Raw genomic sequence first — 25,206 nt, forward strand, 5'->3', positions numbered from 1 at the left:
TAACGCGCTCTGTTTCTAAATACTTATCTACAACAACTCTATTTTGGCCCTGCATCAAATTGAGTCAGGTTATCCGATATCTCGAGCCACGGCGCTTTCGACGCGACAAAAATATGGAAATCAGGCTTGTGAGAAGGTGTGTCATCCAAGATACCAAGGCGAATATTGACGATCCCATTGTTCTTTTTCGAATACAGACTTGATCCGCAGTGGCGACAAAAGCATAGCATGGTATTTTCGCTTTTCTGATAAGTTTGAATATCTTCTTTCCCTTGGATAATAAGCAGTTTATCCAACGCAATACCACCGGCAGATGAATAGTCAGAACCTGTGAACTTGCGGCATTCAGAGCAATGGCAATTTCCCATGTACTTGAATTCATCTGCCACTTCCAACTTTACCTTGCCGCACAGACATGAGCCTTTTAGTACTTCCATTTGAATTCCTTTTTGTTATGAATCTAATTGAATTAGATGGCTATCTCGACACCATGCCACTGCAATACGAAAAATTAAAGACAGGCAATACAGGTTTTCAAAAATGAAACGAAAATGTAAAACATTCCATTCAGAGGGAAGTGCGCTCGACACGTGAAAAATCGAGCTATTTTAGATACAAAAACACCAAGCAATAACGCTTGGTGTTTACCTCACAGAATGTCGCCTCAGAAAAGGCGCTTTCCGCTGTGCTTAAAAAATGCAGTGTTTAGTAAAGCTGGTCGCTTCGTTTGCAGTCCAGTCACCTTTCGGCTTATCTTTCAGGTTTTCACACCATTGCTCGCTGCCGACACCATCTTGCAGAACACAATGCTTTGCAAAGTCTACCGCGTTGTCTGCTGTCCATTCTGTTTTTGGCTTATCGCGCATGTCGTTACACCAGCCTTCAGTGCCCACTTCATCACTACAAGCGGTCAAAGCAGAAGCCGCCAACATCAGCATGACTAGTTTTTTCATAAATTTAAGGTTCCAGTTGCAAACAATAGTAAAATTAAACTCAATCTCTTCAACACGTGCCCATTCAAGTGTCTGAATAAAGGCGTCACTAGCTGAAGTGACTTTTGTATCAACTATAACGAAATTATCAGTCTACGTGTTAAGACATCGAAAAATTATTGAGCGACTCTGTGTAAAGCGCGCCATTCTAAAAGCTATAGGCAGCGCGCTTTTGTTAGCTCACCAACCTTAAAAGAGCCAGTACCAAAGCACGTTAAACGCAGCTCTAATGCCATTTGTTCAAAGTGATCGACGACAGACTGCGTGCTGATCGTCGCAGCTTTTAATACCGCACCAGCTTGCCCAATGAGATTAGCCCCCAAATGAATGGCTTTCGCCGCTTCAAGTCCGTTATGAACACCTCCCGAGGCGATCAAGGGTAATGTAGGATGCAGTGCGCGGATTTGAGCCAAACATGTTGCTGTAGGGACACCCCAATCGCGGAAAAGCTCGGCTGCACGCTGCATTTTCGGATTATCTTGGCAATACCCTTCAACCGCACTCCAGCTTGTGCCACCCGCGCCCGCAACGTCAATTGCATCCACACCAGCATCAATTAATCGCTGCGCAACGTGTCCGCTAATACCAAAACCGACTTCTTTGATAATGATAGGAACCTTCACGCGAGATTTAAGCATCTCAATTGCCTGGAAAACACCAACCCAATTGTGGTCGCCATTTTTCTGAAACGCTTCCTGCATTGGATTAACGTGCACAAACAAGGCATCGGCTTGAATCGCCTCAACCGCACGTTGCGCATTATCGAGTTTACCTTTATCGAGCAATTGAGCGGCTCCAAGATTGGAATACAACGGTACTTCTTTCGCCAACTCACGAATGGTTTTACCCAAGCCCGAATGCTGACTTTCTTCTAAGCTAATCCGTTGCGAGCCCACACCCATGGCAATACCTAATTCACTTGCGGCTTCAGCCAAACGACAATTGATCGTTTCTGCGTCTTTTGCTCCGCCAGTCATCGAGCTAATCAAAAACGGTAGCGCTAATTGATGACCAAGAAACTCTGTCGATAAATCGATCGCGTGAAAGTCACATTCTGGCAGCGCACAGTGTTCGAACTCGACAGACTCAAAACCCGCCGTTTTATGCTTCATGCTCATATCATGATGTAAAACAGCATCTAGGTGTAAATCTTTTCGGTTAGTTTGCGGAGCCATAATGTCACCCTAAAGTAAAACAGTCGCGCAGTATTGCGATCCTTATCAGTAACGTCAATGCGAATTTTGTGAATTTGCCGGATTACTTTTCCGAAACGAGTAATGAATCTCGACTGCCCCTGACATTATAAGAAAAGAAACTCGCTTTCCGTTTTCAACAAGCCGGCAAGTTTCTCTTCAAATTGAGATAATCAGCGTACGATACCCATGATGCAAATGGATCACATTGCTCTGTAGTTTACTTTACGCTGTCCGACAGAATTAGCGACACAACAGTGCTTGTCGTCGTTGGTTCAAACTGTTCGGGATCATCACAGAATTGAATTTTTCCTTTTTCTTCTACATGGAACAGCGGTACAACTGAACTACCTTTGTGATGCGCTAAATAATCTTGATACGTGAAGTTATCGCTCAATTTCGTGTGTTTAACCTCTGCACCACGACTTAACATACTGGCTAGCTGGGTATAGCTTACATTGCCGCCCATCAGCAATTTACCATGGTACTCCTGAGCCACGGAGTGCTTCTCGCTGTCATTGCTGTTGGTTTTCACTTTTTGTAAGCAGTGAACTTTATCTTCCCCAAACTCGTCGACGAATTGCATGCAAGCCATAATGTTGAAATGCTGATCGGGCGTTAATGCAACCACTTGACCTATTCCTATCAAGTTCAAGTTGTCGTCCGCGTGACTAGAAATAGGGTTGCCGTAATAGTAATCCAGTCCCAACATACGAACCTGACTGATGTACTCCCAGTTTGAGTCAGTCATTAATACGCGACGGTCATAACGCGACAACGCCTGCCCTATTTCTCTTGCTACTCGGTTAGCACCAATCAACAAGAAGCCGCGTGGTGCTGGCTCTGCGACGCCCAATGTCAGCGCTACAGGACGTGCCGTCGCACTTTGTAACACGACCGTTCCTATAATCACCATGAAGGTCATAGGGACCAGTAAAATCGCTTCATCAATGCCGTATTCGGTCAATTTGATCGCGAAAAGAGACGAAATCGAAGCAGCAACAATACCGCGCGGTGCAACCCAAGACAAAAACAGCTTATCTTTGAGACGCAAGTTGCTGCGGAAGGTTGAAAGAAAAATCGATAACGGACGCGACACTAACTGCATAAATACAAATAACAATAACGCACCGCTACCTAGCGCAGCAAAATCATCCAAACTGATTCGAGCCGCAAGGAAGATGAACAATCCGGTGATCAGTAAAATGGTTAAATGCTCTTTAAAGTGCAGAATTTGCTGAATATTGATGTCTTTAGCGTTTGCGAGCCACATACCCATTACGGTGACGGTTAGTAACCCAGCTTCAGACTCAATGTGGTTAGAGACCGAAAATACACCTAGAACCACCATCAAAACCGCAAATGGCTGCAAATATTCCGGTAGCCAAGAGCGACGCATGATCGTCGCAACTGCATAGCCTGAGGCCGCACCTAGCATGACACCGACAGCAATGATCGTCCCAAACACTTCGACGCTATTTATCGCGCTGTGAGATACGATAAACTCGTAAACCATCACAACAAAAAGCGCACCGAGCGGGTCAATCAAAATCCCTTCCCATCGCAAAATGTTAGCAAGCGTACTGTTAGGTCTTACGGTTCGTAGAAGTGGCACGATGACCGTCGGCCCTGTTACTACGGTTAAGCTGCCGAACAACATGGCAAGCTCCCAAGTAAAGCCGAGGAAATAGTGTGTTGCAATACTGGTCGCCGCCCACGAAATGATCGCCCCGATGGAAACAATGCTCCATACCGAACCACTCACGCCACGAATTTCTTTAAAATTTAAGGTCAAACTGCCTTCAAATAAAATCACTGCCACCGCTAAAGAAACCAACGGAAAGAGCAAATTACCTAATATCTCATCAGGATTTAACCACTGCATAAATGGCCCGACGATCAGCCCTGCCAACAACAAAAATAAAATCGCTGGCAAACGCAATCGCCAAGCTAACCATTGGCAACCTAAACCAATAACCCCAACCGCTGACAGCACCAGCGCTTCATTACCCACTTGCATCAATAATTACCTGTTTTTGTCTTTTTTCGCGTGAATGCGCTATACCCGAATACATTCAGCCTTACGGTCAAATAGAAACAACCGAACGTGCAAATCAAACGACTGACCTTCGATGACATCGCTACGAAACGCACATGTTTGAAGTCATTTGGCGATCGCATCAGAACTATGAATATAGTTGACCCCCAATGACTTAACGACTCATTTTTGTTCATCAGGTCTTAAAGTGGCACACAAGTGTGCGACTTTGTCGAATTCATCATTACGCATTGAGTTTCATTATGTAGAATGATTTCTGAAGAAAGCGCGGAACCTAGCACTATATGAGGCTAAGGCATAGAGCATGAACTAAGCTTTAGCGTAAGTGCTCAAAGTTAAGAATCGTGGGTCACGCGACGTACGCAAGGAGAAATGGATTGTACGTAATACTAGCACTGTTCATGGCGTGTCTCGCCATCCTCATCGGAGTGAAAGCCGCCAACCGAGCTGCACTTTTAGAAAAAGAACTAACCAAACTTCGTGAGGAAGTCACATCACTACGAGCCAGTGTCCATGGGGGCTCAAACCAACAAGTACACCAACAATCCAGCATCGAAAAAGACACACCATCTGTAGCGACGTCACCTCACATAGAATCACAACAGAAAAATGTCTCATCCTCTGGGGAACATGATCCAGCTGCCAACCTAGACTTGGACCAGAGCGCTGCGAATCAAGGGTACGCCCAGATAAGAGAAGTGCAACTGGATGTTTTTAGTCAAGAAAATGAGTCATTCCTTCAGAGTAAAGTTCAGAGCCTGCTTAGCAACATCCAAGAAAATTGGTTGGTTTGGGTAGGCGCATTGGCCATGCTGATCGGTGGAGGTTATCTCGTACAGGTGATTGGTAGTCACATCCAGTTTTCGCCATTTATGCGAGTGTCCTTTGCCTTTGTGATCTCATTACTTATGGTGCTTGTTGGCGAGTGGTTTCACCGTAAAGAACAACAGAATCCGCAGCGGGCAGCACGAGCCCAAGGCTTTACGTATGTTCCTGCTGCCGTTACCGGTACGGGATTAACGGGCATTTACTGCACCGTCATTTTTGCCTTTGTGGTTTATCAAATGCTAACGCCAAGTATCTCGTTGATCATTTTGGCTTCAGCGGCATTTTTCAGTTTAGCATTATCATTGCGACAAGGGCCGTTAATGGCCGTGCTTGGCTTAATTGGTGGCTACACAGCACCACTGTGGATTGGAGGTAATGAACCCAACTACTTTTTGTTAGCCGGATACATCTGCGCAATTTCGTTCGCGGCGACCTTATTGATGCAAAAAGTGCGTAGGGCATGGATTACGCCAAGTATCGCGATTCCACATGTCATTTGGATGTTGCTGTTGATTGAGAGTGTACCAACAGAACGGTTGTTCTCGTGGCTCGCGATTTATCTCTCCATCACTTTGTATCTCATTTTCGCGGTTCCGAGAATGGGTTGGATGCTCAATCCTCGCTTTCGTCACTATCAAAGCAAGTGGACAAACTCGCCGACCGCTACCGCTCTCGCAACTGCTTTATTGACCTTTTCTGCCGTCACCAGAATGCCGGAGCTGAACACTCTACAAATGGCGTACTGTTATACGCTGCTTGTTGCGATCATCTGGCTACCAGCACTTCGTACAGGCTGGTCATTACGTGTATTTTTGCCATCTATTCTCGTCTCAGCAACCGCGCTGATTGTTCTTACCATCGCTTTTGATGCGCTGTATATGTTAGAGCGAGAAGCTAGCATTCTATTCGCATTGGCGGTGAGTATTGCACTGATCGGCTATCGAACATATTGCCAATCACTTAGTGACCGTTCGCAACTCAGTGGGCTGCTTCTGCTGGTACTGGCTCCCGCGATGAGCTTAATTACGTTGCTTTATGTTGACGAATTTATGCAAGGCTACCTGTGGTATTGGACTACCTTCTGCGCATTGATGGCCACTTACTATGTTGTGCTTGGTCAGCGTGCACGTTCGTTGGCATTAGAATGCTCTGCCGTTATGCATGCTTTAATCGTAGGTATCGCTTTTGTTTGGTTGAGCGATACTTGGTTAACAACAGCAATCTCAATACAAGTTGCGATAATGGCCTTACAGGCTCAAGTCGGGTTATTTCGACCTGCGAGTTGGGCGATTAAAGTGGCAATGGGAATACTGGTTATCCGACTCACGCTGCTACCTTTCATACCCGAATGGCAACCGGTAGAAGCCGGGCATTGGGCTTGGGTTCTTGTGAGTTATATGCCTTCTCTCTTCATCTTGTCTTATGCTCGTTCAACACTAAAACAAGTGGACCGAGAACTGACCAACTGGTTTGAAGGGGCGTTTTTACATGTATTCTTAATGGCATTGTTCACCCAAACTAACTACTGGTTAACGGGGCAATATGGTTACTTGGGGCACATCGACTTCACAAGTGCGGCAGTCTTTGCCAATCAAGCATTAGTTATGGGTTTGGTATACAGCTACCGCAGCCAATTTGCGCAACGCTTAAGCCGTATCTACGAAATCTATAGTTACTTGCTTTGGTGCGCGTTCGCTATATTGATTATTTTGCTTAATACGGCAGAATCGCCGTTGGTGACTGATAACGTCTCGGCACAAGCACTTCCCATCTTTAACATGCTGAGTATCGGCTGGCTGTTACCAGCTTGCATCCTGCTTATCGCAGCCTTTAAACGCTGGAATACGTTGCAAGTTCATCGATTTGCGATTGCTAGTCTAGGCTTTTTACTTGCAGCCATTTGGTTGGGGATGTCTATCCGTCAATTCTGGCAAACCACATCGATGATGCTGTATCAGCCAACCAGCATGGCTGAGTTGTTCAGTTATTCAGTGGCTGGCTTGCTCGTAGGTGGATTGCTGACTTGGCGCGGCGTGACCCAACAGGGGCTGATGATGCAGCGTGTCGGTCTAGTGGTCCTTGCCTGTGTCGCACTGAAAGTATTCTTATGGGATGTGAGCTCTCTGGATGGGTTCTGGCGAGCGATAAGCTTCTTAGGCTTAGGTGCGTCTTTGATAGCACTTGGATGGCTATTCCAGAAATTGAATCGTTCGGTGGCAAAAGCACTCGAGCCCTAGACGAGTCGAAGAGAGATTCCCGACAGTGCGCTGTTTTCGTTATTGGGGGACGATAACAGTGTAAAGCCGGGAATCATTGGAGTGTTCGTTACTTCAGTAAAGCCGGGAATCATTGGAGTGTTCGTTACTTCAGTAAAGCGACCACGGTATGACGACGCACGTTTGCTTGCGCATTCAATGCCTGAAAAGTCGAAGTAAACTCGCCAGACTTTTGCATGAATCCATCCAGTTTTGCATTCACCTCATTGACTGAAAGCTGTGCGGTTTTGGTTTGGATAGAACGCATTTGAGTATTCAGTTCACCATGAAAAGCTTTCGCTTCTTGCAAACTCGTTTGAACTTGTTTCAGATGCTGATTTACTTTGGCAATCGTCTGCTTGATGCCGTCGCGTGAGCCTAGATCAAACCCGAGCTCCGCAATACCATCTGGCTCAGACTTTAAGTTCAAAACGTTAGGCTGTCCCGCAGGGAATCGGTGCCCTTCCCCCGTTACCATCACCTTTTGCTGCATTTGTTGATAAGCGTTGTCTCTGGCTTCAAATAAAATGCTGCCATCATCGGCTAATGAGGCTCGCATTCCTAACGCAATCAAGCTGCGATCCAGCATTTTGACCGTTCGCTCACCGTCTGATTGTCCATCAAACTGAATCATCACCGCTTGACCTTGAGGAAAATCCAAACGGATTTGCTCGGCCTTGTCGCTTAAGCGATGAACATTCAAACCTGGAATAGAAAAGCGACGAATATCCGCTTTATCCAGTTTTAAGTGCAGTTCGTTATTTAGGACTTTCTGGCCATCGAAACGTGCTTGCTCAACGACTTTTTGGATGGTGGCTTTAGAGCGAACCAATGTATCCTGCAAACCAGGAACATTTTGTACGCCTTGATTAACAGCTTGCGTCAAACCACGTTTAATTTGCGTGAGCTCTTTGCCAATCACCTGCAGTGATTTGGACGCGATCTGAACCGCCGTGGCTTGCTGCTGACCCTGCGTAAGCTGAATACCAGATACAGAGTAGGCTGACGCAGTGTCAGCCTGAATTTGCGCCGGGCGCGGTTTAATTGCCGTACTTGAGTCTGCAGAACGGGTCGGCATGATAGAGGCTTGTTCTTGTCCACCTAAGCGTATGCTATGGGGTCTAACCTCTACTGTACTCATTACCATAAAAAGAACTTCCTAACCTTATAAACGGTCAAACAGCGACAAACCATCGATCTTCACATAGCTTGCTTGCGTTGCTTGCAAAGCGGCCATGTAATTACTCAATCGTACCGACGCTTCACCATAGTCCAGAGCAGAGAGGTCTCCAGATACTTTGTCAACGAACAGCTTGTTTTCACTGTGCGCGCCACCAACAAGATCTAAGTTGTTGTGTCGACCACCAATCTCAGTCATGGTCCCTAGTACGTTTGAAAAAGTATCGTCGATAGCGCTGATACTCGCCTCAACTTCAGTTCTGAAGTTGGCGGTAGGGCTCTCAAACTCTTTGATCAGCGCATCAATTTGGTTAAGCACGTTATGGCCTCCCCCAAGGTCCAATATTTCTTTTGCAGTCATATTGGAATCCATCGTGACACCTTTAGCAATTGTTACTACGCGCTTGTCACTATTACCTTCAATTACGTAGCTGCCGCTCGCTTTACTTACAGCCGCAGTATCCGTTTTAGTACCAGAGAAAAGGTAGTGCCCTTCTTCATCCTGCGCGTTAAAAGACGACTCAATAGAGTCACGGTAACTCTTAAGCTCTGTAATCATACCGCCACGACTTTCGTCAGTAAGAGAGCCGTTCGCACCCCAAAGCGCGATGTCTCGCATGCTTTTTAAGCTTTCTTTGATCGAATCTAAATGGGTTTCTTGACTCGATAGCGTCGTTTTTACGTTTTCAATGTTGTTTTTGTACTGAGCAATCGCACTGGTTTCTCGGTCTAAGTTAAGCAACTTGATCGAAGCCATTGGATCATCAGACAGCTTGGTTAAGCGCTTGCCAGTAGACATCTGTTGCAGAGCTTCGCCTAATCCCGCGCTATTGCTCTGCAAGCTGTGCAACATCATTTGACTAAATTGATTGTCACTAATTCGCATCTAAACTTTCCTCTTAGAATAACTGCAGAATAGAATCGAGCAGTTGATTTGCTGTGCTGATCACTTTCATGTTGGCATTGTGCGCATTAGCAAACATCATTAGGTTAGCCGCTTCTTCATCGCTGTTTACGGAACTAACATTATCGCGAGCTGCGTGCGCTTGCTTGTTCATGGCTAACTTCGCTTGATAATCAGCATTAGCTTGGCGTGCTTTAATTGCGGTTTGACCCACCATTGAACTAAAGGCATCGTTCAAGCTTACTGAGCCGTAACCTGATACCGCCACTGGCTTGTTGCTTAACTCGATCAATGATTGCAACGCATCTGCGTTACCAGGTGTTCCATCACTTGAGAACGCAAGCTCATCTGGAGTTAGCTTGGTAATATCCAAACTGGCTGCAGGGTTTGCTGGGTCATAGCTGAACAAAGGTTTACCTGGGTTGCCATTTAAGTCTTTGCCAGTCGCAAGCACGGCGTTGTATTCATCCGCGAGAGCTTTCGCCATGTCATTCAGAGCCAATTGGTTTGGTTTCAACACTTCGGTTTGATAGTCATTAATCGCACCTAATTTGCCACCAAGCGAGTCACCAATCGCAAAACTTTGATTCGAGAACGTGACGTGTAAGTTCGCCAAGTAAGGATCACTCGGGTCAGGAATGGCTTCCAGTTTGCCATGGTCCGTACCCATCACAAGCGGTTGACCAGAGGTTAGTGTGACCTGAACACTGCCGTCATGCTGCTGTGTTGTTTTGATTTCAATGGTTTGAGATAACTCACCGATTAACCTATCTCGTTCATCCATTAACTGTGATGGGTTACCACCTGTACCTTGCATCTCTACCAGTTGCTTGTTCACCTTCGCGATATTTTCCATAAGGCTATTCGCGTGGTTAAGCGCTGCATTACGTTGATCGCTCATGTCTTTATGTTGATTGTATAAAGATTCGGTAAGCGTATTAAAACGGCGGGCCAAAGCTTCAGATTCGTTAATGATCTGCTGGCGGTAAGGTATGGATTCCGGCTTAACGGTCGCATCGTTAAGCGCAGCGTTTAGCGAGTCCAAGCCAGCCGATATACTGAAACCATCGGCACCAAGCGTATTCTCCAGCTGACTCATGTTACTGGTGTATCCAGATGCGTATGCCGCCATACTGTTAGTCGACCACGTTTGCTTAATCAGAAATTGATCAGTAACGCGGCGAATGCTAGTGACTTCTACCCCTAAACCTGGACTTAAGCGATTGGCTTTACCATCATCGACAGACGCCATCAACGCTTGTTGACGACTGTAACCCACGGTATTCACGTTTGCCACGTTTTGCGCGGTTACGTCTAGGGCCACACGGTTCGCGCCTAAACCTGAAAGGGCAATATTAACTAGGTTCATTTACAGCTCCATTTTTCTGATCAACGGCTGAGAAAACGCGGTAGTCATACCGGCCTCACCGAATACCTGTTTAACAGAGGCGACGGCTTGAGAAGCGGTATTAAATAGGCTTGAATTCTTCTCCACCTCTTTAGAATCTACTTGTGAGATAGATTCAGAATTCGAAGCTTTACCATCGTTAGCGGATGAGATGTTGCGCGCAGCATCGAAAGCAACCTCACGCATAGACGGGCTCAGCTGCTGGATGAGCATATTGGCAATGCCTGAGCTCTGTTTCTTTGCTAGTTCCATCGCCAGCTGACCGTCATACATATCACGGAATACCCCTTGTTGCTGACTGGCGAACGGGCTGTCTTTATCAGCAAGAGCATCACTACTGCTGCGCATTTGGCGTAACACCATTTGTAGGAACATTGCCTCAAATTGACCTGCGACGACTTCAAGTGCGCCTTCTTGATCACGACTATGCTTGATGTTAGCCAATGCACTATTGTCGTGATAAAACATCGAATTTAACTGAGTTTGTTCATTGGTACTGTCTAGCTTCATCCTTAACTCCTTATATCACGACCAATTCAGCGTTCAATGCACCCGCTTCACTCAAAGCTTGCAGGATAGACATCAAGTCTGTAGGCGTGGCACCTAAACTATTTACCGCATTAACTATGGTGTTAAGTTCCGTGCCTGGAGGCCAAATCACCATCTGAGCGAGATCTTCATTCACATCAAGGTCCGTTTGGTTAACGACTTTCGTATCGCCATTTGCAAACGCATTAGGCTGACTAACTTGTTGTGATTCAGAAATTCGCACGGTCAAGTTACCGTGACTTACTGCTGCTTCACTCACTTTGACACTCTTACCGATCACTACGGTGCCAGTGCGAGAGTTAAAGACAATACGAGCAGGTTTACGGCCTTCAACGACGCTCATTTCTTCAAGCATCGACATCATGACGACACGCTGCTGTGTATCTTTTGGTGCACGCATATCAATGCGCGCTTTATTGATCGCAACTGCAACTTTAGGTCCAAAAGTGTTGTTAATTTCACGCGCAATATTTTTTGCTGTAGTGAAGCTAGGCTTGCGCAGGTTTAGGGTGATTTCATCACGTTGGTTGAAATCGGTTTTGATTTCTCTCTCTAAAGTCGCACCATTCGGAACGCGACCCGCCGTTGGTGTGTTTACTTCTACTTTGGAGCCACTTCGCCCCTCTGCAGATAAGCCGCCCACAACCACGTTACCTTGCGCAATCGCGTACACTTCGCCATCAATACCACGTAAAGGCGTTAGCAATAACGTACCACCGCGAAGGCTCTTTGCATCACCGATTGAAGACACAACCACATCCAACGTTTGTCCTGGGCCTGCCATTGGGTCAACGGACGCTGTCACACTCACAGAAGCCACATTTCGTAGCTTAGGGTTCATACTGTCATCAATTTGAACCCCAAACTGACGTAGCATGTTGGTAATAGATTGAGAGGTAAATTTCACTTGGTTTCGGTCACCTTGTCCGGCTAAGCCAACTACCAAACCATAACCAACCAGTTGGTTTTCTCGAATGCCGCGAACATCGACCAAGTCCATGATCGGAATTTCCGCTTCAGCACGTGAAGTGCCTGGTAGTCCCAAGGTCAACACCAATAGGAGAGACATAAAGAAAGATTGCATTGTCTTCATTAGAAAGGTACCCATGGGCTGTTGAAGAACTGAGTTAGCCACCCGGCTGCGTTGCTGTCAGCTAGCGCTCCGCGACCTGCGTAGGTAATTCTTGCATCAGCAATTCGTTGAGAAGAAACTTGGTTACTGCGGTTAATATCATCCACACGGACGATACCGGTTAGACGAATAAACTCGTCGCCTTGATTCAGACGAAGCCATTTTTCACCGCTGATACGCAATACGCCATTAGGTAATACTTCGTGTACCGTTACCGTAATGGCACCTTGAAGCTTGTTGCCTTGTGAACTTGATGCACTGCCATCGAAGTTACGTTTGCCATCCACGCTAACCCCTAACTCATCGATAGTTTTCGTGCCTATGGTCGGCGCCACAAAGTTAATTGCTGAACTTTTACCGAACTTAGTACCCGCATTTTTACTCGATGAGGTTTCTTCTGATAATTGAACCGTTAATACATCGCCAACTCGGTAAGCACGACGATCCTGGAACAGAGTCATCGTGTATTGGTGACGATAAAGGCTACCAGATTGGGTTTCCGGCAGCGTGTAATCGAGCGTTGGTGGTGCATATTCCTCAGCATTCGGCTCAGGCGGAATAAATTCCTGACGGCCAGCACATCCCACCAGCAACACGGCGGCTACTGCCCAACTCTTAGAAAGCCATTTCATTGCTTTTTCCTTCATCATCACCAATTTCATACTTACATTGATTGCGAAACAAACTTCAGCATGTCATCTGCAGCAGAGACCACTTTCGCATTCATCTCATACGCACGTTGAGTGGTGATCATGTCGACCATCTCTTCTACTACTTGTACGTTTGACCCTTCCAGTGCACCTTGCTTGATAATGCCGGCGCCATCAGCCCCTGCAATCAGCTCATCAGCTGGACCGCTGGCTTCCGTTTCACGGAATAAGTTGCCACCCATGGCCTCTAAGCCGGCTGGATTGATGAATTTTGCAAGTGTAATTTGACCAAGCTGCTGAGGTGTTGGATCGTCTGCTGTTGTTGTAGTCACTGTGCCATCAACACCCACAGAGAAAGAGACCGCATTGTCTGGGATCTGGATTTGAGGCTCTAAAGGCAGGCCCTGACTGTTCACCATTAAGCCTTCTGAGTTTCGATGGAACTGACCATTACGTGTATACATGATCTGTCCGTCCGAGTTTTCTATTTGGAAGAAACCCTGACCCATTACAGCAAGATCCAACTCTTGCGTTGTGTTTTGGGTATTACCTTGCGTGAACACTTTTTGTGTGCCAACAACGCGAACACCGCTACCTAGCTGAATACCACTTGGTAGTTCGTTAACTTGGTCTACTTGTGCGCCTGGTTGACGCTGAATGCTGTAGAAAAGATCTTCAAATACGACTCGGTCACGCTTAAAGCCAACCGTGTTTACGTTTGCTAGGTTGTTAGAAATGGCAGTCATCTTCGTGTCTTGCGCTGCCATGCCTGTCTTACTTACCCATAATGCTGAATGCATTTTTTACTCCTTGCGGGGCGAGACTTAGCTCGCCGCCATTAATTTGTTACCAGCTTTTGCTAGAGTTTCCGCCGTTTTCATCATGCGAACTTGCATTTCAAAGTTGCGCGTCAGCGACATCACACTAACCAATTCATCAATAGCAGATACGTTACTGCCCTCAATGTGCTCAGGAGAGAGTTGCACGGTTTCATCTGCCGCGAATGGCACGCCATCTACGCTGTGCAGCAAGCTATCGCTCTCTTTTTGCAGTTGATTAATTTCCGGTTTAACCAACTTCAAAGTGCCTGCCACAATTTCTGCGCCGCCACCTGGTGGGATCACTGAGACTTGACCACGCTCGCTGATTTCAATCTTTTGATAATCCGGCACAACCAAAGGACCATTGTCACCGAGGACAGGGAACCCATTGATTGTTAGAGCGCCAAAAGTATCGACCTGAATATTGCCTGCACGGGTGTAAGCTTCGTTACCCGCTGGGGTTTCTACAGAGAGATATCCCTCCCCCATAACCGCAACGTCCAACGGACGTCCTGTTTTCACAATATCGCCAGCGTCGAAACGTGTTGAGGCAGAGTTGGTCACAACCATAGTGCGACCATCAAAACCTGGGCCTTGCATCTCTACACTACGCACACGCTCCATATCCGCTCGAAAACCCGCAGTATCAGCATTTGATAAGTTGTTTGAACGAACGTGCTGCGCTTTAAGAACTCGGCTGGCACCCGACGTTGCCGTAAATAACAAACTATCCATGCAAAACTCCCATTACACCGCGTTAAACAAAGCTTGAGTAAGCTTGTCGCTGGTAGAAATTGTCTTTGCGTTTGCTTGGTAGTTGCGTTGTGCAGTCATTAGAGCAACAAGCTCGCTGGTTAAGTCAACGTTAGAACCTTCTAATGCACCCGGAGTTAGGTCACCCATCGTACCTGAACCCGGAACACCCATAATTGGAGCACCTGAGCTAAAGCTTTGAGTCCATGATGTTCCACTCACTTTCGCTAAGCCTTGTGTGTTTGCAAAATCAGCAAGAACAACCTGACCTTGTAGCTGTGATTGGCCGTTAGTGTAAGTCGCGTAAACCATGCCGTTACCTTCAACGCGTACACCTGCAAGTTCACCTGATGTGTAACCGTTAGGACTATTAGTACTTACGCCAAAAGCTGCACCAAATTGCGTGCTGCCTTTCAGGTTAATGTCTACACTCATCGCGTTCGCGCCTGCAGCAGGGAATGAAACATTAAACGGCGCAGTTGGTGCTGAAAGCGAGCCGTCTTTACCAAACGTTACAGGCACAGTTGCTACTGGCGTCGTACCGCCATCTACTTGAACGTTCACTTCCCACGAGTTAGAAGCAGTCTTAGTAAAGTACTGAGTTACCGTGTGCGAGTTACCCAGTGAGTCGTAGACTTTTGTTGTGTAAGACGAGTTAAATGAGCTTGGATCTTTTGGATTGAATGGCGTTACGGCTTTATCAATAACAGACGCGCTTGCGTCGAAGTTCGCAACAAAATCTAAGCTGTCTGTTGCTTTAGCATTCAGTGAGGAAGTCGATACCTGAATATTACCCACAGAACCTGTCATTAGGTTGTTGTTGCTATCGACACTGTAACCTTGAAGCTTTGCACCGCTGTTAGCCGTAACAAAGTTGTTCTTATCCGTTGAGAACACACCTGAACGTGTGTACAACATTTGACCCATATTATCTTTAGTAACAAAAAAGCCACCGCCATTAATAGCTAGGTCCATCGCACGGCCAGTTCCTGTGATACTGCCGTCTTTGTCGAAGTTCTGTGAAATTGACGCGACTTCCACACCACCAGGTTGCATGCCGTTATATACAGCGGAGAATTCTGTGCGGCCACCTTTAAAACCATACGTTGATGCGTTGGCAATGTTGTGACTGATTGTGTTTAGCTCTGTGTTGGTCGCGTCCAGACCACTTAGTGCGATGTTAAAACTCATAAATAGACCTCTGATTTCCGTATTTGGTTAAGCACCAAACTGAGTGATTTGATAGAAAGGAACGTTGCCAACGCCATGGACATTGACTAATGCTGCGCCACCGGTATTAGGAATGCGCACTTGCTCAACAGTGCCTGCCATCAGCACATTTGGACTTGCTTGCCCTTCTTGCACTTCTACGGCCACTGAGTATTTGCCTGGTTTAAGACCAAGTTCTTCAGGATTAATTGAAAAGTCGACGTCACCTTTGCCGTGAGCACCTAGTGGCACTTTAGTTGATTGACCAAATTCATCTTTAACAACTAACGTGACTTGGTTTGAGCTATGAGCGAGTTCGATTTTTCCGTTTTGTACGTCTTCACCAAGCTGAAATTCATCCGCATTGACGTAAACCGTTTGCCCAACAAGGCCCGCTGTTGATAGCACTTGCATGTTGTCCAGTAACACCATGCTCTGTTGCATTGTCTTAGACATATTCTCGGTACTTTGTACCTGCGAGAACTGAGCCAATTGACCAACGTATTCCGTACCATCAAGGGGATTAAGTGGGTCTTGGTTTTGAATTTGAGCCACCATCAAAGAAATAAACTCATTCTCCAATGAAGAAGCACTGTTCATGTCTTTAGGGTTTGGTGAGATACCGTTGCTGTCTTTTGCTTTTGTATTTACTGGAGCGTCAGACGATAAAGGGGTGTATTGTGCAATACTCATTAGCTGCCCTGCCCTAATCTAAGCAGACCTTGCTGCATACTTTTTACATTGGCTAATACTTCAACATTCGTTTCGAAGCTGCGTGTTGCGGACATCATGTCTGCCATTTCAGCAACTACATCAATATCTGGGTAAAACACATAGCCTTCATCATTAGCCAGTGGGTTGTTCGGCTCAAAACGCTTCTCTGCATCTCCAGCATTTTTAACAACGTCAACAATGCGAACTTCTGCATTGGGATAAGCTCCATTTTCTGTTGTCATTTGCGTTTTTTGGTACACAGTCGCAAATACTGGCTTAAGCGCTTTATAAGCATCTTCTGGATTTGCAGATACTGCATCTGCGTTTGCTAAGTTACTGGCTACCGTATTCAGACGCACAGTTTGTGCTGTCATCGCGGAACCAGTGATCGAGTAAATATCAGTGAATGACATAATTAACGTCCCTCAATCGCTTTCGCTAAGCCATTAAATTTCATGTTGAGAAACGTCAGGCTAGTTTGAAAGTCCATGTTGTTTTGCGTGAATTTTGCTTGTTCAACACCAAGCTCTACGGTGTTGCCATTTTTGCTATTCTGGTAAGGCACCGAGTATTGGGCCTGAACCTGGAACTTTGGCACCGGTTTGTTCACACCACCTGCCGTTACTTGGTTCATTACGGTGGTGAAACTTAGGTCTTTCGCCAAATACCCAGGGGTGTCAACATTTGCTAGGTTACTGGCGAGGACTTTGGTACGCTGAACGCGAAAATTAAGTGCCTCTGGATGTACTCCTAAAGCATTTTCAAATGTGATCGCCATGCATCTTCCTTACAGTTGGCTCGAATACGCCAACATACAAACAAGATACGTGCCATAAAAAATAGCTATATATATCAATGATTTACAAACAAGGATGGAAGCCAAACTTCCGGTTCTCGGAAAGCATTAAAAACAAGAGGAAAATGTCTACTTCCTCAACAATAATGCTGACGTTACTCGCTTTGGCATCAGAACAAGCATTCGCCAACACCAATAACAAAACCCTAAGCGTTGAAGAGATAAGGTCCGTTGTAGCAACGGATTTCGAACAAGAGGTGGATCGCGTAGCGCTCTCCAATCAGTGGGGGGAGTACAAACTAGACTTCGACATGTGGGTGCCCGGTTCAGCCAATCACTTGCCAGAATGTCAATCGCCTTTAGTTATCACAGGTCGTGACAACAACACGTTGCCAGTCGGTAACCTCAAGCGCTCAGTCAGCTGCGACAATATCGCATCACCATGGCGAATTAACGTTACGATAAAGTCTTCGCTGACTCTGCCTGTTTTGGTCGCGACAACCACGGTTGGCCGAAATGAAGTCGTAACGGCTAAACACATAAAGCTTGAAACCCGAACCATCTCTCGCCAAGACGATTTTTATACTCGCCCCGAGCAAGCAGTAGGCTTAGAAACCTCTCGTCGTTTGCGGGCTGGACAAGTGGTTAATCCATCCAATTTGTCGGCCCCACCTCTAATCGAGAAAGGCAATGAAGTCATAGTCATTGCGAGCAAAAATGGATTTAGTGCCAGCACAAAAGGAGTCGCCTTAGAAGATGGAGCGAAAGGGCAACAAATTGACGTGGAAAACCCAAGTTCGGGCAAGGTCATAAGAGCAGTCGTAACTGGATTAAACCAGGTTCATACTCAATTTTGATTTTTTGACTCGGGGTAACATTTTTTAATTTTGGCTCTCGTCAGTAACACTGAACTTCGAGTACAAAAAAAATATTTAATGTTTATCACATTCTAACCGCCTACTTAATTTAGAACATGATGATGAGGACCACAGCATGAAAATCGACAAAGTCGCGGGCGGTCATGTCCCACAAACAAAATTACAGCAAGCAAGCAAACAGCCTGTCGACGTCGTCGAACAGAGCAAAGTACACGAGCCTGCATTTCAAGCGAATACCGTAGCGATAGATCGCGCTCAAGCTGAAATGGCATCACTACCTGATGTTGATATGGAAAAAGTAGAACAAGTACGCAACGCATTAGCGCGTGGTGAACTTAGCCTAGATACAAAAGTGCTATCCAAGGCAATCATGCAGTTCCATACAGGTCACGAGTAATAAAACGCTAGGAAGACATCATGGCAAGCGCAGTATCGCAGCGAATTCAACAATTTGTTCGCTCTATATCTGAGGATATTAAGCTTTATCAACAACTGCTTCCTTTGCTTCAGCAGCAAAAGGTATTGTACTTAAAGTTTGATGGAGAGGCACTGAACGACAATGTTCAGAAACAAATGCCGATACTCAATAAACTCAGCCGCTCCGCCAATGACAGAAGCCAGTGTATGCGAGCGCTGGGATTAGCGTGTAATGACGCCAGCGTAAAACGAATTTTCAATGCTTTGCCTGCCCAAATAGGTATGCAAGCTAGAAAACAATGGGCGCTATTGGAAACGTTGGTAAGTCAGTGCCAACAATACAATCAGAGCAATGGCCACAGCTCTGCGGCGTTCCATGAGTTGGTCAGTCAACTCAAACAACCTGTGCAACACACTTATGAAGATAAATCGTTCTAAACGATGTTCGTCTTGCCTACAGATTCAGTCGCCATCTCGGCTGAGTACTGTAGGCCTTTTTATTTTTATTGCCTTTCTGTCCTACCTTCCAATCACATGCCAGGCAAAACCAAATGCTGTCGATATTCAAACGCAGTATCAAGTATTAGCACCATACAAACCACAAATTGCCAAGCGTCTCGATTCATCCAAACCGGTAATTAACCACATTTTCAAACAGCTTCAAAACCACTCATTACCAAATAGCCTAGCCTTAGTGCCAATGTTAGAATCTTCTTACAACCCCAAAGCCGTTTCTCACGCTAACGCCGCCGGACTTTGGCAATTGATACCAACCACAGCGAAACGGTTCGGATTAACGATAAATACAAAACAAGATGATCGCTTTGACACAGAAGCCAGCACAACGGCCGCGCTCAAGTACCTGGCGTTTTTATACAACAAATTCGATCAAAATATGGCTCTCACTTTAGCTGCCTACAATGCCGGAGAAGGACGTGTTGCACGTGCTATTCAGCGAGCAGGAAGTCGAGATTTCCAACAACTCACGCTGCCTAACGAGACTCGCCAATATGTCAGCCGCTTCTATGCATTGGAAAAGTTGATAGATATCGGTCAGTTACAATCCTCATCATTTCAACCTTTACTCTTGTTTGCTCCAGACGCTCCTATGATTTCACAACCGCTGGTCGACTTTAGCCGACTGCCTCCGCTAGTTAATTTGTGATAAAAGCTACGACAGAGCTCAATGTCAGAGAAACGTAAAATTACAAGATCCTGTTCGGCGAATTTGAAAACTCGTGATCTCTATGCAAACGTGTGCAAAAAAGTTGAGGTAAGGTATCTCAAAGATAAGAAAGAGTAGTGGTTTACTAAAAAGCGCCCCAATTGCGCTTGGCAATTGGGTAGATATGCGTCACATTGCGTTTGCAAAAAAACATGAAAACCAATGGTCAGACCTAATAATTATTTACACACTAAATGTAAAACAGCTATTGTTTTCATAGTTCGAAACAAATCTAACATATCAAGATGACGCTTCGCTTGCGCGTCTGGAATAAGTCCGGGTTCCGGGGGGGAGTCCGGACTTTTTTATTGCTCTAAAATCTTTGCCCACAATAGAGCCAACAGAAGCTAAGTCGTAATGCTGCAAACTAGCTGTTTATAGTAATTCTTTAGAAATCAACTGAAGTAAAAACGTTTCGCGCTCAATGCTCATGCCTTTTTTCGGGCTTTCTGCCATCGTTTTTTCATTGTGTGCAATTGCTTCGTGTATGTTCATCCATACCGGGCGCATTCCATTTTTAACTTCGTAATCTTCATACGCCGTTTCGCCTAGCTCACGTTCGATTTTACATGTATAACAATACGACACCATGTGCATCACGTCAGCGTCATCCTTGTACCACGGACGAAACTCCTCAAAGATTCCGAAAGGCTTAATACCATGTATATTTTGGGCGCCCGTTTCTTCCTCTAATTCACGGACTAATCCAGCAATGACATCTTCACCATCATCAATACCACCGCCTGGTAGCGTGTAGTCATGGTAACGTTCTGTATAGAGCAACAGCACATCTTCACCATCAAGTACAATGGCTCGCGCTGCATTGCGCTGAAAAACAATTTTGTCATCCAAATGCTCTATGTCTGGATGAACGGTCGATTTTAAATGTCTCATCGAAAATACCACGGTCAATGTTTTGTGCGCATATTACCGAATTTCACACTTTAAATCATTGTTGTAGGCCAGGTACGTTCGAGCGCTTGTCAGGAAGTGATTGATATGACCTTCACAACAATACGCCAAGAACAGAAGTGTGACGTGCTAATCAGCAATAAATGAGAATATCTAAATTCTTATACGTCCCTCTTACTTTTAACATCGATAAGACAATAATCTCTTAAAGTTGCCTATAATCAATACAATACTCGCCCACCCCATGCGGAGATAAAGAATGAAAAAGACAAATTTAATGATGGCTATGGCTGCAACATTGGTACTGGCTGGTTGTTCAACTTACGAGGGAGCGACCCGATCAACTGAGTATACCTCCGTTGCAAATCCCGCAGCCGTATACTGTGTTCAGCAAGGTGGTGAGCTGGATACCGTGTCGGAAAACGGCGAACGTGTCACTTACTGTGTGCTGTCGGACAATGAACGCGTCGAGCAATGGGAATACTATCGCGAGAATCACAAAGAAAATGAGGGTGACAACTACTAATTATTTTTATCGATACGTCACCTTCCCTCTATCACTTAGGAGCCTTTGGGCTCCTTTTTTATTTGATTTATCAAAGTGTTCTTACGTTGTTTTTACATATCTCTGACTTTACCGCACATCGACCCTATATCGAACAGTGTTCTATTCTTGACATTCCCCTGACATAACTTTCCACTTGGACAATAAAATTCCAAACACAGATCACACTAATTCACATTTCTTCCACATTTTCTGGGACAGGTGAGCAAGATGAAAACACAAATAGTAAAAGAAGCCGAGTCAGCCCCAAGCAACGTTGTCACTGAAAAATCAAAGCGCATTATTTATAAATCGAGTTTAAACGCCTTGATGATTGTCGCTATAAGTATTCTCGTTAACCTTAGTCTTCGTCTTGATTATGTCGTGTTGGGATCAAGCCTTGGCGAGCTTTCCGTTACAGAAACGCTCCAGCTTGTGATGCTTGCTATTGCATCATGGTCGTTTTTCAGCTTATCGAAACAACAGCCTCAGCTAAAGCATGCGGCTATTTTGATTGCAGGATTTTTTGCAGTACTGATTATTCGCGAAACGGACTATTGGACAGACATGATTCATCATGGCTCTTGGGTTTTCCCAGCACTTGCTGTCACCGCACTGGCTTGCGCCAAAGCTTACCAAGGTGGTAAAGGTACCATGAACGAAATGGCGACCATTTTAACGGTGCCACATATGAAGCTATTAGTTGGCGCTGTGATGCTATTATTAGTCTTCTCTCGTTTGTATGGTATGGGCAGTTTTTGGCAACAAGTGATGGACGAAAATTACATCCGTGATGTTAAAAATATCTCAGAAGAAGGTATAGAACTGCTTTGCTACTGTTTGATCGCATTAAGCGCCGTCCGCACAAAACGCGAGCTTAATGAATAGACTCTGGGTCAAAGCGACGGTTCAATGCAGTCAGTATCGGATGGAAGATACTTAATGCCTTTTCCGCAGCACCTATAGATTCATCCAAGGCCGTCATTTCGACGGCCTTTTTCATTTCTCCAATATGTTGCAAAGCCTCTTTATCGAGCGGGAAAGAGAGCAATTTGTGAATAGCATCTCTTGCGATCATAAGTGGCTTTTTTCGGACAATTGATAAATCTCGGAAAAATACGCCATGCTTGACCCCTTCTAAATAAACTCGGTAGGTTGTGAGTTCATCGAGTAGCAAGAATGTCTCCGCCATAAGCCCTTTATGTGGGTATGGCACGCTAATATGTTTGCTGATATCCAGTGGAATATTGAGAGTCACCCCCATGGATTCGCAATCGGATTTAAGTACTCGTAATAAGCCTTGCTCATCCATCAAATTCTGGATATCAATGATTCGTTCGAGGTGGTAGTCATTAGACAGCAAGATAACCTCAACCGGATGCCCCGACCATAACTCGAACAACCCACTTTTGCACAAAACTTGGGAAACATAACGCATGTTTTGAAACGTGTTCAACGACTCCGTTTCTAAGAGTATATGACGTTCAGGGAACGGATTCACAGATTCTGCGTTTAGGGTTCTAAAATACGCGTACATCGCCTCTGCTTCAGAAACACTTTGTCCTTGCGTTACTCCGCCACAAAAAATAATCGCCGTTCGCTCTGTCGGTAGTGATGCAGTCCTACAAGACAAAGCTTCGACTCTTGTTATGCCCTCAGAGGTCAACCTGTTATTGACGAGGCGTTTACCTAAAACGATGACGATGTTGTCTAACTTCATTTTAAAATCTCGCGCTTAGTTGGCAGTGTTACAAAAATCTTCTTTCACTCCCGACCCACAAGCTTTAACATCTAGTTAACAACACTGTTCTAGAGACCTTTATAAAGGTTCACTGCTAAAGGAAGTCAATTATGCTGTCGATTTTCGATATATTTAAAATTGGTGTCGGGCCATCCAGCTCCCACACTAATGGTCCTATGCTTGCCGGATTCCATTTCACTCAGCTAGTTAGCGACTCTATGGCGAAAGTGCATCGGGTGCAAGTGGACCTTTATGGCTCATTGTCACTGACAGGTCGAGGGCACCATACAGACCGAGCCACGGTCCTTGGTTTGATGGGAAATAAACCTGATACCATCAAAATGAGCAGTGCCAAAAGTGCGCTACAAAATACCATAGACAATAATACGCTCATGCTCGCCGGTACACACCAGATTGAGTTTAGCTACGACCATGACATCGTCTTTCATAGCGACAACCTTCCCCTGCATGAAAATGGTATGACGATTACGGCATTAGACGCAGCTGGAGATCAAGTAGCGTTTGAAATTTATTACTCCATTGGGGGCGGATTCATCGCCACCGCCGACGAACTAGAGAACGGCACGCAACAAAATGAGGTCGCAGTACCATTTCCGTTTACATCCGCAGATGAGATGCTGGAAAAAGCCGAGACGAACGGTTTCAGCTTGGGAGGCATGATCCTCCAAAACGAACTCGCATTTCGCTCAGACGAAGAAATTAACCAAAGAGCAGAGCAAATTTGGAAAGTGATGTCGCTCTGCATGCAACGTGGCTTCGATACGGAAGGGATTTTGGAAGGTGGTCTAAATGTCACTCGTCGAGCACCAAACCTTTTGAAAAAGCTCGAAGCCAACGCTGCAGTTGAAAACGATCCGATGGAGATCATGGATTGGATCAATCTCTTTGCCTTTGCGGTTAGTGAAGAAAATGCAGCAGGAGGGCAAGTCGTCACTTCTCCAACGAATGGTGCAGCAGGGGTGATTCCGGCGGTATTGATGTACTACCATCGCTTCATCAAAGAGCTCGATGTTAAACAGCTAAAAGACTTTCTCGCAGTCGCCGGCGCTATCGGCATCTTATATAAAACTAACGCGTCAATTTCTGGTGCAGAAGTGGGGTGTCAGGGAGAAGTTGGGGTTTCTTCATCCATGGCTGCCGCTGGCTTAACAGCGCTAAGAGGGGGCAGTAACGAGCAGATTTGTATTGCTGCGGAAATTGCGATGGAGCATTCATTGGGTATGACTTGTGACCCGATTGGCGGCTTGGTTCAAGTACCTTGTATTGAAAGAAATGCCATGGGAGCAATGAAAGCGATTAATGCATCGCGTATGGCATTAAAGCGCACAAGTAAATGCTTAATTTCGTTAGATAAAGTTATCGAAACCATGTATCAGACTGGTAAAGATATGAATAAAAAATACCGTGAAACCTCTTTGGGGGGCTTAGCTGTCATTCATATGGCACCGCCATGCGAATAATGGCAAGTGGTCATTGCGCTTAGCTTCTCACCATACGCTTATCTGGTAATTATGATCTGATGATATTACATATAGAAATGCCGCGTTCTTCGCGGCATTTTCTTAACAAGAAACTATTCGATTAATCACGTCGACCACGAAGTTCAATTTTTTGAGTTGCAGCATCCGAATGGATTGTTACACCGCCATAGGCCATTTCATTGCGACCCTTCAGCGTCAATTGAGAATCTGCACGCTCTACGTCAACCTGATTTTTCGTTGCCATCGTCATATCAATCGTGCCCGTGTATGACCCATCGCCAGTAAATGCTACGTTTGTTGAGCAAACCATCAAAACAAGTGCGATTAGTTTTTTCATACATCACCTCTATTATCGTTCTTACTTTCTTTCGGTGGAAAAACTGTAACAACAGAAACGCGCTCATACGAGGAAAGTCATTATTTACCAAATGGAAATCCATGCTAATAAACTGATGTAACCAAGAATAACTTATCGTTACCTTCAATAAATCAGGGATAAGGCAGCAACTTAAATTGACCGAGCGTTGTCTTTTCTTAAGAAATTC

Annotated in this window: 27 protein-coding genes; 8 read left to right on the plus strand and 19 right to left on the minus strand. The window is 45.4% G+C overall.

Annotated elements, in window-relative coordinates; translation table 11 throughout:
• Positions 1–38: 38 nt before the first annotated feature.
• The 4 genes from R7Z41_RS09695 to R7Z41_RS09710 form a co-directional block, all read right to left on the minus strand.
• The gene (locus tag R7Z41_RS09695) at positions 39–437 is read right to left on the minus strand and encodes a GFA family protein (RefSeq protein WP_005388696.1); all 399 of its coding nucleotides are present in this window, start codon (positions 435–437) and stop codon (positions 39–41) included.
• A gap of 252 nt (positions 438–689) precedes the next feature.
• Positions 690–953, minus strand: a complete 264-nt coding sequence (locus R7Z41_RS09700) for a DUF3012 domain-containing protein (protein WP_005373992.1) — start codon at positions 951–953, stop codon at positions 690–692.
• 194 nt (positions 954–1,147) lie between these two features.
• Positions 1,148–2,167 (minus strand): type 2 isopentenyl-diphosphate Delta-isomerase, encoded by a 1,020-nt coding sequence (gene fni / locus R7Z41_RS09705; protein ID WP_005373993.1) that lies wholly within the window; start codon positions 2,165–2,167, stop codon positions 1,148–1,150.
• Between the two features lie 238 nt (positions 2,168–2,405).
• Entirely contained in the window at positions 2,406–4,205 is a 1,800-nt protein-coding gene (locus R7Z41_RS09710; RefSeq protein ID WP_104976290.1) for a cation:proton antiporter, read from the minus strand.
• A gap of 440 nt (positions 4,206–4,645) precedes the next feature.
• Here R7Z41_RS09710 and R7Z41_RS09715 point away from each other — a divergent pair, with 440 nt between their 5' ends.
• Positions 4,646–7,309, plus strand: a complete 2,664-nt coding sequence (locus R7Z41_RS09715; protein ID WP_395219511.1) for a DUF2339 domain-containing protein — start codon at positions 4,646–4,648, stop codon at positions 7,307–7,309.
• A gap of 124 nt (positions 7,310–7,433) precedes the next feature.
• On the opposite strand, the gene R7Z41_RS09720 is transcribed toward R7Z41_RS09715, so the two are convergent.
• Genes R7Z41_RS09720 through flgB form a run of 12 tightly spaced genes read right to left on the minus strand, consistent with a single transcriptional unit; the run spans position 7,434 to position 17,424 of the window.
• Positions 7,434–8,474 carry a flagellin gene (locus R7Z41_RS09720; protein WP_136976308.1) on the minus strand — a complete coding sequence of 347 codons (1,041 nt, stop codon included), beginning with the start codon at positions 8,472–8,474 and terminating at the stop codon, positions 7,434–7,436.
• 18 nt (positions 8,475–8,492) lie between these two features.
• Positions 8,493–9,392 carry a flagellar hook-associated protein FlgL gene (gene flgL / locus R7Z41_RS09725; protein WP_225478030.1) on the minus strand — a complete coding sequence of 300 codons (900 nt, stop codon included), beginning with the start codon at positions 9,390–9,392 and terminating at the stop codon, positions 8,493–8,495.
• Positions 9,393–9,405: 13 nt separating this feature from the next.
• The gene (gene flgK / locus R7Z41_RS09730) at positions 9,406–10,779 is read right to left on the minus strand and encodes a flagellar hook-associated protein FlgK (RefSeq protein WP_206970423.1); all 1,374 of its coding nucleotides are present in this window, start codon (positions 10,777–10,779) and stop codon (positions 9,406–9,408) included.
• A complete protein-coding gene (locus R7Z41_RS09735) occupies positions 10,780–11,328 on the minus strand; it encodes a rod-binding protein (protein ID WP_206970425.1) in 549 nt (182 codons plus the stop codon). It abuts the gene before it with no gap.
• Between the two features lie 10 nt (positions 11,329–11,338).
• Positions 11,339–12,475 carry a flagellar basal body P-ring protein FlgI gene (locus tag R7Z41_RS09740; RefSeq protein ID WP_139831986.1) on the minus strand — a complete coding sequence of 379 codons (1,137 nt, stop codon included), beginning with the start codon at positions 12,473–12,475 and terminating at the stop codon, positions 11,339–11,341.
• The gene (gene flgH, locus R7Z41_RS09745) at positions 12,460–13,131 is read right to left on the minus strand and encodes a flagellar basal body L-ring protein FlgH (RefSeq protein WP_017635111.1); all 672 of its coding nucleotides are present in this window, start codon (positions 13,129–13,131) and stop codon (positions 12,460–12,462) included. Before flgH ends, R7Z41_RS09740 begins: the two co-directional genes overlap by 16 nt.
• 32 nt (positions 13,132–13,163) lie before the next feature.
• Positions 13,164–13,949, minus strand: coding sequence for a flagellar basal-body rod protein FlgG (flgG, locus tag R7Z41_RS09750; protein ID WP_005374008.1), 786 nt, complete (start codon positions 13,947–13,949; stop codon positions 13,164–13,166).
• A gap of 24 nt (positions 13,950–13,973) precedes the next feature.
• Positions 13,974–14,705 (minus strand): flagellar basal-body rod protein FlgF, encoded by a 732-nt coding sequence (gene flgF / locus R7Z41_RS09755; protein ID WP_005374009.1) that lies wholly within the window; start codon positions 14,703–14,705, stop codon positions 13,974–13,976.
• Positions 14,706–14,717: 12 nt separating this feature from the next.
• Positions 14,718–15,914, minus strand: coding sequence for a flagellar hook protein FlgE (gene flgE, locus R7Z41_RS09760; RefSeq protein WP_005374010.1), 1,197 nt, complete (start codon positions 15,912–15,914; stop codon positions 14,718–14,720).
• Positions 15,915–15,941: 27 nt separating this feature from the next.
• Entirely contained in the window at positions 15,942–16,625 is a 684-nt protein-coding gene (gene flgD / locus R7Z41_RS09765) for a flagellar hook assembly protein FlgD (protein WP_005384410.1), read from the minus strand.
• Positions 16,625–17,059 carry a flagellar basal body rod protein FlgC gene (gene flgC / locus R7Z41_RS09770; protein ID WP_005374012.1) on the minus strand — a complete coding sequence of 145 codons (435 nt, stop codon included), beginning with the start codon at positions 17,057–17,059 and terminating at the stop codon, positions 16,625–16,627. The genes flgD and flgC overlap by 1 nt, the downstream gene beginning before the upstream one ends.
• A gap of 2 nt (positions 17,060–17,061) precedes the next feature.
• Positions 17,062–17,424 (minus strand): flagellar basal body rod protein FlgB, encoded by a 363-nt coding sequence (gene flgB, locus R7Z41_RS09775; RefSeq protein WP_005374013.1) that lies wholly within the window; start codon positions 17,422–17,424, stop codon positions 17,062–17,064.
• A 77-nt stretch (positions 17,425–17,501) separates the two neighbouring features.
• Between flgB and flgA the strand changes: the two genes are divergently transcribed.
• From flgA to R7Z41_RS09795, 4 genes are all read left to right on the plus strand, one after another.
• Positions 17,502–18,299: a flagellar basal body P-ring formation chaperone FlgA gene (gene flgA, locus R7Z41_RS09780; RefSeq protein ID WP_206970427.1), complete on the plus strand. Its 798-nt coding sequence runs from the start codon at positions 17,502–17,504 to the stop codon at positions 18,297–18,299.
• Between the two features lie 136 nt (positions 18,300–18,435).
• Complete coding sequence (gene flgM, locus R7Z41_RS09785) at positions 18,436–18,717, plus strand: flagellar biosynthesis anti-sigma factor FlgM (protein WP_005374016.1); 282 nt, start codon at positions 18,436–18,438, stop codon at positions 18,715–18,717.
• A gap of 20 nt (positions 18,718–18,737) precedes the next feature.
• A complete protein-coding gene (gene flgN / locus R7Z41_RS09790) occupies positions 18,738–19,175 on the plus strand; it encodes a flagellar export chaperone FlgN (protein ID WP_005374018.1) in 438 nt (145 codons plus the stop codon).
• On the plus strand, positions 19,156–19,902 hold the full coding sequence (locus R7Z41_RS09795) for a lytic transglycosylase domain-containing protein (RefSeq protein WP_054576173.1): 747 nt from the start codon (positions 19,156–19,158) through the stop codon (positions 19,900–19,902). Before flgN ends, R7Z41_RS09795 begins: the two co-directional genes overlap by 20 nt.
• 435 nt (positions 19,903–20,337) lie before the next feature.
• Here R7Z41_RS09795 and R7Z41_RS09800 read toward each other — a convergent pair whose 3' ends face one another.
• Entirely contained in the window at positions 20,338–20,856 is a 519-nt protein-coding gene (locus R7Z41_RS09800) for an NUDIX hydrolase (RefSeq protein ID WP_005374021.1), read from the minus strand.
• A gap of 277 nt (positions 20,857–21,133) precedes the next feature.
• Here R7Z41_RS09800 and R7Z41_RS09805 point away from each other — a divergent pair, with 277 nt between their 5' ends.
• A complete protein-coding gene (locus R7Z41_RS09805; RefSeq protein ID WP_005374023.1) occupies positions 21,134–21,400 on the plus strand; it encodes a DUF333 domain-containing protein in 267 nt (88 codons plus the stop codon).
• A gap of 249 nt (positions 21,401–21,649) precedes the next feature.
• Positions 21,650–22,306 carry a hypothetical protein gene (locus R7Z41_RS09810; RefSeq protein ID WP_005374025.1) on the plus strand — a complete coding sequence of 219 codons (657 nt, stop codon included), beginning with the start codon at positions 21,650–21,652 and terminating at the stop codon, positions 22,304–22,306.
• Here the strand turns inward: R7Z41_RS09810 and R7Z41_RS09815 are convergent.
• Positions 22,296–23,138 (minus strand): YdcF family protein, encoded by an 843-nt coding sequence (locus tag R7Z41_RS09815; protein ID WP_206970430.1) that lies wholly within the window; start codon positions 23,136–23,138, stop codon positions 22,296–22,298. The two genes, R7Z41_RS09810 and R7Z41_RS09815, sit on opposite strands and share 11 nt — an antisense overlap.
• A 131-nt stretch (positions 23,139–23,269) precedes the next feature.
• On the opposite strand from R7Z41_RS09815, the gene R7Z41_RS09820 reads away from it, so the two are divergent.
• On the plus strand, positions 23,270–24,640 hold the full coding sequence (locus R7Z41_RS09820) for an L-serine ammonia-lyase (RefSeq protein WP_005374028.1): 1,371 nt from the start codon (positions 23,270–23,272) through the stop codon (positions 24,638–24,640).
• Positions 24,641–24,761: 121 nt separating this feature from the next.
• Here R7Z41_RS09820 and R7Z41_RS09825 read toward each other — a convergent pair whose 3' ends face one another.
• Positions 24,762–24,998, minus strand: coding sequence for a hypothetical protein (locus tag R7Z41_RS09825; RefSeq protein ID WP_318136355.1), 237 nt, complete (start codon positions 24,996–24,998; stop codon positions 24,762–24,764).
• Positions 24,999–25,206: the final 208 nt, after the last annotated feature.

The organism is Vibrio sp. 1457, assembly GCF_033340195.1.
Taxonomy (GTDB): domain Bacteria; phylum Pseudomonadota; class Gammaproteobacteria; order Enterobacterales; family Vibrionaceae; genus Vibrio; species Vibrio alginolyticus.

What these genes read in the sequence shown, in the direction of transcription:
- R7Z41_RS09695 (WP_005388696.1), bottom strand. Translation starts at nt 437, where the DNA reads ATGGAAGTACTAAAAGGCTCATGTCTGTGCGGCAAGGTAAAGTTGGAA.
- R7Z41_RS09700 (WP_005373992.1), bottom strand. Translation starts at nt 953, where the DNA reads ATGAAAAAACTAGTCATGCTGATGTTGGCGGCTTCTGCTTTGACCGCT.
- fni (WP_005373993.1), bottom strand. Translation starts at nt 2,167, where the DNA reads ATGGCTCCGCAAACTAACCGAAAAGATTTACACCTAGATGCTGTTTTA.
- R7Z41_RS09710 (WP_104976290.1), bottom strand. Translation starts at nt 4,205, where the DNA reads ATGCAAGTGGGTAATGAAGCGCTGGTGCTGTCAGCGGTTGGGGTTATT.
- R7Z41_RS09715 (WP_395219511.1), top strand. Translation starts at nt 4,646, where the DNA reads ATGGCGTGTCTCGCCATCCTCATCGGAGTGAAAGCCGCCAACCGAGCT.
- R7Z41_RS09720 (WP_136976308.1), bottom strand. Translation starts at nt 8,474, where the DNA reads ATGGTAATGAGTACAGTAGAGGTTAGACCCCATAGCATACGCTTAGGT.
- flgL (WP_225478030.1), bottom strand. Translation starts at nt 9,392, where the DNA reads ATGCGAATTAGTGACAATCAATTTAGTCAAATGATGTTGCACAGCTTG.
- flgK (WP_206970423.1), bottom strand. Translation starts at nt 10,779, where the DNA reads ATGAACCTAGTTAATATTGCCCTTTCAGGTTTAGGCGCGAACCGTGTG.
- R7Z41_RS09735 (WP_206970425.1), bottom strand. Translation starts at nt 11,328, where the DNA reads ATGAAGCTAGACAGTACCAATGAACAAACTCAGTTAAATTCGATGTTT.
- R7Z41_RS09740 (WP_139831986.1), bottom strand. Translation starts at nt 12,475, where the DNA reads ATGGGTACCTTTCTAATGAAGACAATGCAATCTTTCTTTATGTCTCTC.
- flgH (WP_017635111.1), bottom strand. Translation starts at nt 13,131, where the DNA reads ATGAAATGGCTTTCTAAGAGTTGGGCAGTAGCCGCCGTGTTGCTGGTG.
- flgG (WP_005374008.1), bottom strand. Translation starts at nt 13,949, where the DNA reads ATGCATTCAGCATTATGGGTAAGTAAGACAGGCATGGCAGCGCAAGAC.
- flgF (WP_005374009.1), bottom strand. Translation starts at nt 14,705, where the DNA reads ATGGATAGTTTGTTATTTACGGCAACGTCGGGTGCCAGCCGAGTTCTT.
- flgE (WP_005374010.1), bottom strand. Translation starts at nt 15,914, where the DNA reads ATGAGTTTTAACATCGCACTAAGTGGTCTGGACGCGACCAACACAGAG.
- flgD (WP_005384410.1), bottom strand. Translation starts at nt 16,625, where the DNA reads ATGAGTATTGCACAATACACCCCTTTATCGTCTGACGCTCCAGTAAAT.
- flgC (WP_005374012.1), bottom strand. Translation starts at nt 17,059, where the DNA reads ATGTCATTCACTGATATTTACTCGATCACTGGTTCCGCGATGACAGCA.
- flgB (WP_005374013.1), bottom strand. Translation starts at nt 17,424, where the DNA reads ATGGCGATCACATTTGAAAATGCTTTAGGAGTACATCCAGAGGCACTT.
- flgA (WP_206970427.1), top strand. Translation starts at nt 17,502, where the DNA reads ATGATTTACAAACAAGGATGGAAGCCAAACTTCCGGTTCTCGGAAAGC.
- flgM (WP_005374016.1), top strand. Translation starts at nt 18,436, where the DNA reads ATGAAAATCGACAAAGTCGCGGGCGGTCATGTCCCACAAACAAAATTA.
- flgN (WP_005374018.1), top strand. Translation starts at nt 18,738, where the DNA reads ATGGCAAGCGCAGTATCGCAGCGAATTCAACAATTTGTTCGCTCTATA.
- R7Z41_RS09795 (WP_054576173.1), top strand. Translation starts at nt 19,156, where the DNA reads ATGAAGATAAATCGTTCTAAACGATGTTCGTCTTGCCTACAGATTCAG.
- R7Z41_RS09800 (WP_005374021.1), bottom strand. Translation starts at nt 20,856, where the DNA reads ATGAGACATTTAAAATCGACCGTTCATCCAGACATAGAGCATTTGGAT.
- R7Z41_RS09805 (WP_005374023.1), top strand. Translation starts at nt 21,134, where the DNA reads ATGAAAAAGACAAATTTAATGATGGCTATGGCTGCAACATTGGTACTG.
- R7Z41_RS09810 (WP_005374025.1), top strand. Translation starts at nt 21,650, where the DNA reads ATGAAAACACAAATAGTAAAAGAAGCCGAGTCAGCCCCAAGCAACGTT.
- R7Z41_RS09815 (WP_206970430.1), bottom strand. Translation starts at nt 23,138, where the DNA reads ATGAAGTTAGACAACATCGTCATCGTTTTAGGTAAACGCCTCGTCAAT.
- R7Z41_RS09820 (WP_005374028.1), top strand. Translation starts at nt 23,270, where the DNA reads ATGCTGTCGATTTTCGATATATTTAAAATTGGTGTCGGGCCATCCAGC.
- R7Z41_RS09825 (WP_318136355.1), bottom strand. Translation starts at nt 24,998, where the DNA reads ATGAAAAAACTAATCGCACTTGTTTTGATGGTTTGCTCAACAAACGTA.